This is a genomic window from Rhizobium sp. WYCCWR 11128 (genome assembly GCF_013416305.1).
GTDB classification, from domain to species: Bacteria; Pseudomonadota; Alphaproteobacteria; order Rhizobiales; family Rhizobiaceae; genus Rhizobium; species Rhizobium indicum.
Genome location: NZ_JACCEZ010000023.1, coordinates 1 through 9,245, shown reverse-complemented (window position 1 = coordinate 9,245; position 9,245 = coordinate 1). Strand labels below are relative to the sequence as shown.

The 9,245-nt window shown below is 60.0% G+C and carries 4 protein-coding genes and 1 pseudogene; all 5 read left to right on the top strand.

What is annotated here, in order from left to right; genetic code table 11:
* The coding region (locus HX898_RS32965; RefSeq protein ID WP_180196807.1) for a type I secretion system permease/ATPase at positions 1 to 1,821 on the top strand (1,821 nt) is incomplete at its 5' end.
* 5 nt (positions 1,822 to 1,826) lie between these two features.
* On the top strand, positions 1,827 to 3,176 hold the full coding sequence (locus HX898_RS32960; RefSeq protein WP_138332036.1) for an HlyD family type I secretion periplasmic adaptor subunit: 1,350 nt from the start codon (positions 1,827 to 1,829) through the stop codon (positions 3,174 to 3,176).
* Positions 3,177 to 3,294: 118 nt separating this feature from the next.
* Positions 3,295 to 3,786 carry a hypothetical protein gene (locus HX898_RS32955; protein WP_012759596.1) on the top strand — a complete coding sequence of 164 codons (492 nt, stop codon included), beginning with the start codon at positions 3,295 to 3,297 and terminating at the stop codon, positions 3,784 to 3,786.
* Between the two features lie 271 nt (positions 3,787 to 4,057).
* On the top strand, positions 4,058 to 5,710 hold the full coding sequence (locus HX898_RS32950) for a GNAT family N-acetyltransferase (RefSeq protein WP_180196806.1): 1,653 nt from the start codon (positions 4,058 to 4,060) through the stop codon (positions 5,708 to 5,710).
* A gap of 134 nt (positions 5,711 to 5,844) precedes the next feature.
* Positions 5,845 to 9,239: pseudogene (locus HX898_RS32945) on the top strand (ATP-binding protein).
* Positions 9,240 to 9,245: the final 6 nt, after the last annotated feature.

Sequence of the window (9,245 nt, the reverse complement as noted above, 5' to 3'; positions counted from 1 at the left end):
GCCAGGGGGCTGCGCCCGGGGGGGGGCGGAAACGGCAAGGATTCCGATCCCGGGGGCGGCGGGGGCGGGGGCGGGGGAAGCGGCGGCGGTTTTCACAAGCGCAGCGAGCCTGTGAATTTCGCCGCCAGCCTCTCGCGCGGCATGGCGGCGGTACGGCGCAACATGGTGGTCGTCATGATGTTCACGATCGCCATCAACGTCCTTCTGCTGGCAATCCCGCTCTATCTATTCCAGATATCCGATCGTGTGCTGACCAGCCGCTCCGTCGACACGCTCGTCATGCTCTCGATCGCCGTGCTTGGCGCCGTGCTGCTGCAGGCCTTCATGGATTCGGTGCGCCGCTTCATCCTGATGCGCACCGCGGTGGAGCTCGAAGTACAGCTCGGCGCGCCGATCCTCAGCGCTGCAGCCAGGGCATCGCTGCATGGCAGCGGCAAGGACTATCAGACGCTGCAGGATCTGCAGCTGCTGCGCGGCTTCCTGACATCAGGCACGCTGATCGCATTTCTCGATGCGCCGCTGATGCCGTTCTTCGTGGTGGTCGTCTATTTCGTGCATCCGCATCTCGGCATCATCATCATGGTCTGCTGCGCGGTGCTTTTCGTCATCGCCTATCTGAACCAGAAATTCACCGCCCGGCAATTCGCCGAATCCAACGGCTATCTCAGCCGGGCGAATTTCCATCTCGATTCCATGTCTCGCAATTCGCAGATCATCAACGCAATGGCGATGATCCCCGAGGCCGTGAAGATGTGGGGCCGGGAAACGGCAGGCTCGCTGAAGTCGCAAGTCGAGGCACAGGACCGCAATATCATCTTCTCCGGCATATCGAAGGCCTGCCGGATGATCACCCAGGTCACTCTGCTCGGCTGGGGCGCGCATCTGTCGCTCTCCGGCGAGCTGACGGGCGGCATGGTGATTGCGGCCTCGATCATCTCGGGACGCGCGCTGGCGCCAATCGAAGGCGCCATCGAAGGCTGGAACCAGTTCAACCGGTCGGCAGGCGCCTATGGCAGGATCAAGGGACTGCTCTTGAATTCCCCGTTGAACTTCCCGCGCCTGCGTCTTCCCAATCCCGAAGGCCGACTCGATGTCGAACGCATTCTCTTCGTGCCGCCACCGCAAAAGAAGGTCATTCTCAACGGCATCTCCTTCTCGCTCAAGAAGGGGGAATCGCTTGCGATCATCGGCAATTCCGGGTCCGGCAAGACGACGCTCGGCAAGATGCTCGTCGGCTCGATCGTCCCGACATCGGGAAATGTGCGCCTCGACCTGATGGATCTGCGCAACTGGGACCAGCGCCAGTTCGGCGAAAGCATCGGCTATCTGCCGCAGGATGTGCAGCTTTTTCCCGGCACGATCAAGGCTAATATCTGCCGTATGCGCGACGACGTCGACGATCACCAGATCTACGAGGCCGCGGTGCTGGCCGACGTGCACGAACTCATCGCAGGCTTCCCGCAGGGCTACGAAACCATCGTGGCGGCCGATGGCGCTCCGCTTTCGGGCGGCCAGAAGCAGCGCATCGCGCTGGCCCGCGCCTTCTTCGGCAATCCCAAATTCGTGGTCCTCGACGAGCCGAATTCGAACCTCGATACCCAGGGCGAGGCAGCACTAGCCAAGGCGCTGATTCACGCCAAGAAGCAGGGCATCACCACCGTCACCATTACCCAGCGCCCGGCTCTTCTCCAATGCGTCGACAAGATCCTCGTGCTCAAGGAGGGTACCGTCGCCATGTTCGGGGAAAGGATCGAGGTGCTGCAGGCGCTTTCCAAGAACAACGGCAATAACGGTCAACAAGCACCGCGCATTGAGGGATGAACGACATGGGACGGAAAAATCGGGAGACGACCGGTCCGGTGCAGCTCGAGTGGTATAGCGATGTGCCGCGCTCGATCCGTGTACACAGCATTGTCGGATTAACGGTTCTCTTCACCTCGTTCGGCGGCTTCGGCTTCTGGGCGGCGACGGCGCCGCTCGCCTCCGCCGTTATCGCGCAGGGAAGCTTCGTCGCGACCGGCAACAACAAGATCATCCAGCATCTGGAAGGCGGCATCATCAAGGAGATGCGCGTCAGCGAAGGCGATACGGTCAAGGAAGGCGACATCCTGCTGACCCTCGATCCCACAGCATCCCGTTCAAACGAGCGGATGCTGCAGCTTCGCCGCCTGCGCCTTGAAGCCGTTGTCGCCAGGCTCCGTGCCGAAGCGCAGGGCCTGCGCGAATTCCAGCTTCCCGATATCGTGACGAAGGAGGCCGGAGATCCTGATATCAACGCGATCATCCAGAGCCAGAACGTCGTCTTCCACAGCAAGCAGATCAAGCTTGAAGAGCAGCTCAATCTGATCGGGAAGAACATCGCATCGCTCGAATTCCGGTTCGTCGGCTATAGGGGCCAGCGAGAATCCTTCGAAAGGCAGCTGTCGCTGCTGACCGAGGAACGCGACTCCAAGGCTCGGCTGGTCAAGGTCGGCTATATGCGCAAGACGGATCTGCTGGCAATCGAGCGGGCGATCGCCGATGCGATGGGCGACATTGCTCGACTGAACGGCGAGCTCAACGAGAGCGAGGCGGAGATCGCCAAATTCCGCCAGGAAGCCGTCATCGCCGTCAACTCCAACAAGCAGGCGGCACTCGATGCGCTCGAGACCGCCGAAACCGATCTGGACAGTGTGCGCGAACAGATGCGCGAGGCCGCCGGCGTGCTCGAACGCACCACTATCCGTTCGCCGGTGTCGGGCACGGTGGTGCGCTCCTATTTTCACACAGCCGGCGGTGTCATCACGACAGGAAAGCCGATCATGGAGATCCTGCCGTCGCATGTGCCGCTGATCCTGGAAGCGAAGGTGCTGCGCACTTCGATCGACCAGTTGCATGAGGGAGAAACGGCCTCGATCCGCCTCACGGCGCTCAACCGGCGCACGACCCCTGTTCTGCAGGGCAAGGTCTTTTACGTCTCAGCCGATTCGATCGAGGAAAATGCGGGTGCTTCGGTCAAGGACGTCTATATCGTCCGCGTCGGAATACCCGATTCCGAGATTGCGCGGGTGCACAATTTCCATCCCGTTCCCGGAATGCCGGCCGAAGTGCTGATTCAGACGTCGGAACGCACCTTCTTCGAATATCTGAGCAAACCGATCACCGACAGCATGTCCCGGGCTTTCAAGGAGCGCTGATCGCTCGCGATCCGGCACGGGCGGTCCGGTAAATATGACGGACTTGCCGTTGTTCTGATGTAATGTCCACATGTCATCCCTCGAGGGATGGATCCCCTCCGGGGAGAAAGGGTCAAGCATGGCGGCGATGTCCGATGTCCTGCTGCGGGTCGGCCGCCTGAACTATGTCTGGACGAACACCGAAAGCCTGCTGATCTACATCATCGCCCATCTTCTCCGGGTCGAAAAGGATGCAGCAATCGTCGTGTTCCTGACGCTCAACACCACGCGCGCCCGGATCGATCTCATCGAACGGCTGTCCAAGCTCGCTTCGACCTCCCCTTCCGACCGCAAGGCGATCCTTTCAGCCATGTCGCGGCTGAAGAAGGAATCCAAGATCCGCAACAAGTACAATCACTGCATCTATTCCTTCGACGAAAAGGGAGAGATCTCGAGTACGCAGCTGATGCGGCTCGTCGAGGACGACAAGCAAATCCGCTACGGCAAGATCGAACAGATGGACGCGCGCGAGCTCGACCTTCTGGAAAAGTCGATCGCCGAGATCGTCGCCATCAGCCGGACGCTCTGGGCCTTCATCCATGCGAGCCCGCGGATCTCCGGCGAGCTCTGATCTAATCCTTATGTACTCATGTTCTCAAAACCGCCGCACACTTTCGGGCGAGGTCCGTTGAAGCGCAGCATCCTTCAGGACCCGTTGTGCTCTATCGCTTTGAATCTGCGCATCATTATCACCAAAACCGATTGCGATTTCGGGTTATGCGCCGGCTCAGGACTAATCCCATTTAGGCCACTTAAATCATCCGGACGGTTTATTTGAAGATCGTTGTTTCCCATTAGAATGAAACCTCCCGAGTGACGTATGGGGTATTGGGGGGGCGGACATGCGCATAGATATCATCGACACCATTGCGGGGTTCGAGGCGGTACGCGAGAACTGGGATCAGGTCTTCCTGGAAGATCCCGACGCGCAGCATTTTCTCTCCTGGATATGGCTGAAGAACTATCTCTCCCGCCGACGCCGCTGGTTCATCCTCGCCCTTCGCGAACGCGATCCCGAAGCACCCTATGTTGCCTTCTTTCCGCTGCGCCTCATCACGCATCTGAACGAGAAGACCGGGCTCTTCTACGACGAGATCATCATGGCAGGGAATTTTGCGGCCGATTATACCGGCTTCATCGTCAGACCGGACTACGAGCATCACGCCATTGCCGGCTTTGCTTCGTTTCTCAAACATCAGAACTGGACCGACCTGAAGCTCGAATATTTCAGCGGCCCTGCTGGCCGGCGCGAGAAGATGATCGAGGCGCTGCAGGGGCCGGACGTGATGTTTCGCGACAGCTCGCCCAAGAACAGTGAGAATATCGACAATACGATTTGCCCGATCGTCCCTCTGCCGGCAAGCTTCGCCGACTATCTCGAACAGCGCATGAGCAGCCAGACGCGCCAGAAGCTCCGGCGGTTCCTGCGCAAGGTCGAAGGCGACGATGTTTACCGGATCACGATGGCAACCGCCGAGACCATTGATCGGGACCTGGACATCCTCTTCAATCTCTGGCGGATCAAGTGGAGTGCCCGCAAGGGCACGGAGCGGACCGAGCGGCTGATCATCACCACACGCGAAATGCTGATGGACAACTTCAACTGCGGCAATCTCGAGGTGCCGGTCTTTTGGCATGGCGACCAGCCGCTCGGCGCGCTGGCGAATATCGTCGACCGGCAGAAGAAGGCGATCCTCTTTTATATCACCGGCCGCGACGAGAACTGGAAGACGCCGTCTCCCGGTCTCATCCTGCATGGCTACTGCATCCGGCGGGCGATCGAGCACGGCTTCAAGACCTATGACTTCCTGCGCGGAAACGAACCCTACAAGTACATGTTCGGGGCGGAGGAAAGGCGGATCAGTTGCACCCTGTTCCGCACCCGCAACGGCCAGAATCTGCATGGCGTGCTCAACCCGCGCAGCATCCGTTTCGTCTATGAACAGGCGCTCGACATGTACCGCAACGGAGCCCGCAGCAAGGCGGAGATCGCCTTCAACCAGGTCCTGCAATCGGCTCCAGGTCATACCGGCGCGGAATTCGGGCTCGCCAATCTGCTGTTCGACCGCGGCAAGCTGACGGAGGCACTGGCTGCCTACAAGGTTCTCGTCGAGCAAGCGCCCGATCCGACACCGATTCAAATGCGGCTTGGCGACACGCAGCTTGCGCTACATCAATATGACCAGGCCGCTGAGACTTTCCGGCGGGTCGGCGAAATCGGGCCGCATCTTATCCAGGCACATTACAAGCGCGGCATCGCCCTTGCGGCCAGCAAACGGCTGGCCGAGGCGGAGGCCGTCTTCGCCGCGATCCAGGACGTGCATTCGGACGATCCGACTGCACTCGATTATGCCGCCAAGGCGGGTGTTGCCCTCGAACGCCTGCGCTCGATCGCCGAGCCCGCCGCTGGCAAGACGGACGTCGTGCCGGAGACCATCGCCCGCTGGAACCGGGGACGGCAACTCAGCGAGCGACGCCGACCACGTCTGCATTGACGTGGCTTTGCCATAGTGCGGAAATGCGGTCCGGCGGCTCAGGGACGCGCAATCACCATGCTCTTTGATTTTGAGCTGCAATCGTTGCTAAAAGAAAGCGCGAGCCTATTTTTGCAACTCCTCAGTGAGAAGTCATGCAGACGAATGCAGACGGCGCCGAAAGGGAACGGCTTCTGGCCATTCTCGATTTCTGGCACAAGATCGAGTTCTTCATTCCTTACGATCTCTCCAGTCGTATCGCCTCAGGTGAAGGCCGAACTGTTTTCTGGCTGCATGCGAAGACGCTCGAGGATGACGGTGTCGCACTCAGCCGTCCAGCGATCCCCGAGGAGAAACAGATCACGGGCTTTACCCTGTTCCTCGGCGTTTTCAGCAAATCCGAAATTGCCGATATCCGCAGGCATTTCGATAGCGTTGCGCCCGATATCGCCGAATATGATGATGCCGAACGCAGCGACCTCGATGGCGATACCTGCTTTTCCAGCCTGCAGCTCTCCCCTTTGGGGCAGCCGATGTTCGAAACATTTTCGGTTTCCACGCTTCCATGGGCTCTGGGGCGGGTGCGGAAATCCGGCCTCTCCTCGCTCAGCCACGAGGCATTTGCCGACAGCAAGCGGCAGCTCTCGGAATTGCTTCAAAACTTTCGGGCGCAGCGGCACCTGAGATCTTCATCCTCCGAGGACACGGCGGATCAGCCGATCGATGCCGCCGAAATCCTGACACTGCATGAATTGCTCTGCGATTGGGCCGGCTTTGCCTCGAAGCAGGAAAAGCCCATCGCGGCCGTTGAAATACGCTATCGAGACCGGGTGGAAAAACCCGAGCTCATCTCCTTGCCGTCACCACCGGAAAGCAGTGCGCTCGATGCCGACCACGAGGAGGACGAGAGTGCAAGCGCTGAAGACGACATCGGCATCCTGAACAGCTTCTTCATCGAGGACATCGAGCGGGCGATGATACGCGTCACGCATGGCGATATCCCCGCGCCGCTCAGGCAATATCTCACCCCGCTGGCGCGTGAGAAACGGATCGACCTCTACTCGGAGGACGGGCGCCGGGCGATCGTTCGGGCCTTGCATCCTGGAAAACTCAACCGCGGGCGCTGGCTCAGCGAACCTCACCACGCCATGAGCCTCATGCAACAGTTCGCGATCAATTCGGCGATCGACGATCTGTCGGAAACGGGACTGTTCTCGGTCAACGGCCCGCCAGGGACGGGAAAGACGACGCTGCTTCGCGACATCTTAGCGGACAATATTGTTCGGCGCGCCCGCATCCTGGCCTCCTTGAAAACTGCGCGCGATGCCTTCGATGGCGCGCGGCGCCGCGTCATTTTCTCGGACCGGGGCACCGCCTCGATATCGGCGCTGATCCCGGCCGTGGCAGGATTCGAAATGGTCGTCGCCTCCTCCAACAACGCCGCCGTGGAGAATATTTCGCGCGGCCTTCCAAAGCGAAGCTCGGTCGCGAGAACGTCTTCCTTCCAATATCTGCAGACCATCGCGCACAAAATCGCTTGCCAGAAGGACAATGGGGCGGTCGTCAAGCTCTCGGACGGCGACCGCCCATGGGGGTTGATCGCCTGTGCGCTCGGCAATTCCCGGAATCGCCGAGCGTTCAAGGAACGTTTTGCCTTCATGGAGATCGCCGAAAGGCCGAAGCCCGTCTGGTCCGGCGCCGACAAACCACAGACCATCTGGGAGTGGCTAAAGGGCTATAAGGGGCCAAACTTCGCCGAAGCATCGGCGGCATTTCAGGCCGCCGACAAGGTAGTTCGCAACAAGATCGGCGAATATGCACGCTATGCCGATCTCCATGACGAAATCGCCCTGGTTTCGCAGGATGGTTTCTGCCGCGAGGCGCTTGAAAAGGTCAGAGCAGTTGCGGCCGAACTTCGACACGCACAGGACCGATGCGAGATGGTCGCGGCCGAAATGTTCCGTATCAGGGAAGGCTTGTCTCCTCTGAAGGAGGAGGAACGGCTGCTCGACCGCAGCGCTCCTGCGTGGTGGGAGAGAGCGCTGTCGACCGACCCTGCCCGGCAGCACCGGCACAATGTCGTCGCCAATGCGCGTAGGCAGCTGGAACTGCGCAAGGCGCTGGCGCGTTGCGAGCATCATCTTGCGAAAACCCATAGACCTGCGTTGGAACAGGCTTTGCGGGAGCATGAACGGGCCGAACAGGCACTGCGATCGCAACGGGAAATCTGGTCCAGACAAAGAGAGGAATTCGACCGCCTGGGGGAAATTCTCGATCATCCCACCGTACCCGGGCGTCTCACTGATCTGGAGACGGACCGGTTCCAGATTGACGGTCTTTGGCATCAGGACGAGCTGGCAAGTCTGCGTTCGGCATTGCTGGAAGCGGCGTTGACGCTACATGAGGCATGGCTGGCCGATGTGGGCAAGAAAGGCGGAGGTTTTGGAGGAAACATCGTCGCCGTCAACAAACTGCTTTCCAACAACGGCCCCGCCGACGGCGAGCACATTGCGTTGATCTGGCAGAGCCTTTTCATGATCGTTCCGATCGTCTCGACAACCTTCGCCTCCTTTGCCCGGCAATTCCGCGGTCTCGACACCGGCTCGATCGGCTGGGTTTTCATCGATGAAGCTGGTCAGGCGGTGCCGCAAGCGGCCGTCGGCGCCCTGTTGCGGGCGCGGCGCGTCATGGTGATCGGTGATCCCCAGCAGATCGAGCCGGTCTTCACGCTGCCAAGCGCGCTGATCACCGCCACCTCGGCTCTCTCGCCCCACACGGCGGCAGGACAATATTCGCCGAACAGGGCGTCGGTGCAGATGCTGGCCGACGCCACCAACCGCTATGGGACGACGGTCTCGGGCGAGGAAGCCGACGGGCTCTGGATCGGCAGCCCCTCAGAGTACATCGGCGCTGCATCGATCCAATGTTCGGCCTTGCCAACCAGATCGCCTATCAGAACAAGATGGTCTTCGGGCTGGAAGAACGCCGACCAGCCGGCGACGTGTCGCCGTTTTATGGCGACAGCGCCTGGATCGACGTCAGGGGAAGGGTGTCAGGCAAACAGGCCGTTCCAGAACAGACGGGTTTCATCGTCGACGTCCTCACCGCCACCTATCGCCGGGACGGCGCATTGCCGGATCTCTATATCATCTCGCCGTTCAAGGAGATCAAGAACAGTCTGAGGCAAGCTCTGGCCCACGCGGCATGGATCGATCCGAACGGAAATATGCGCGCGTCTCCGCCGAAGCTGTCTAGGTGGCTGAAGGAAAGGATAGGCACTGTGCATACCTTCCAGGGCAAGGAAGAAGACATCGTTTTCATGGTGCTCGGCGCCGATGCCGCTCACAGCGGAGCAGCAGCCTGGGCCGCATCGAAGCCGAACCTTTTGAACGTTGCCCTGACGCGCGCAAAACGCCGATTCTATATGGTCGGCGATCACACCCTCTGGGAAACCTTGCCTTACTTCAGGGAGACAGCGAGTGCCCTGGATACAATACAGGCAGCAGAATTCCTGGCCCGGAATGAATTGAACTGGGTATCCGATTACTGAATCCTG

Excerpts from the sequence above, each read along its gene's own strand:
- HX898_RS32960 (WP_138332036.1), top strand. The coding sequence starts at position 1,827 with ATGGGACGGAAAAATCGGGAGACGACCGGTCCGGTGCAGCTCGAGTGG.
- HX898_RS32950 (WP_180196806.1), top strand. The coding sequence starts at position 4,058 with ATGCGCATAGATATCATCGACACCATTGCGGGGTTCGAGGCGGTACGC.
- HX898_RS32955 (WP_012759596.1), top strand. The coding sequence starts at position 3,295 with ATGGCGGCGATGTCCGATGTCCTGCTGCGGGTCGGCCGCCTGAACTAT.